The organism is Erwinia sp. PME.40.26/001, assembly GCF_055556675.1.
Window position 1 is genome coordinate 1 of record NZ_JBVHNP010000137.1, and the last position, 276, is coordinate 276.

General features: G+C 48.6%; 1 pseudogene. It reads left to right on the top strand.

Annotated features, from left to right (window positions below):
* Nucleotides 1-276, top strand: a pseudogene (gene dnaG / locus ACZ3HG_RS23550) (DNA primase); the annotation flags it as partial.

Sequence of the window (276 nt, forward strand, 5' to 3'; positions counted from 1 at the left end):
GACAATAAGACCATCCAGTTTTTATTCCTGCCCACTGAACATGATCCGGATTCTTATGTTCGAGAATATGGAGTGGATGCTTTTTTGCAGGCAGTCAGCGGCGCCATGCCTCTATCACAGTTTTTGATTCAACAGGTTTGCGAAGATACCAATCTTAATAGTGCCGAAGGCCGCGCCCAGGCATTATTTCAGGCGCGTCCTTTGCTGAATCAGTTGCCACGCGGTGCTTTGCGTATGCAGGTAACACGTGAATTGGGACATCAGCTTGATACGCCG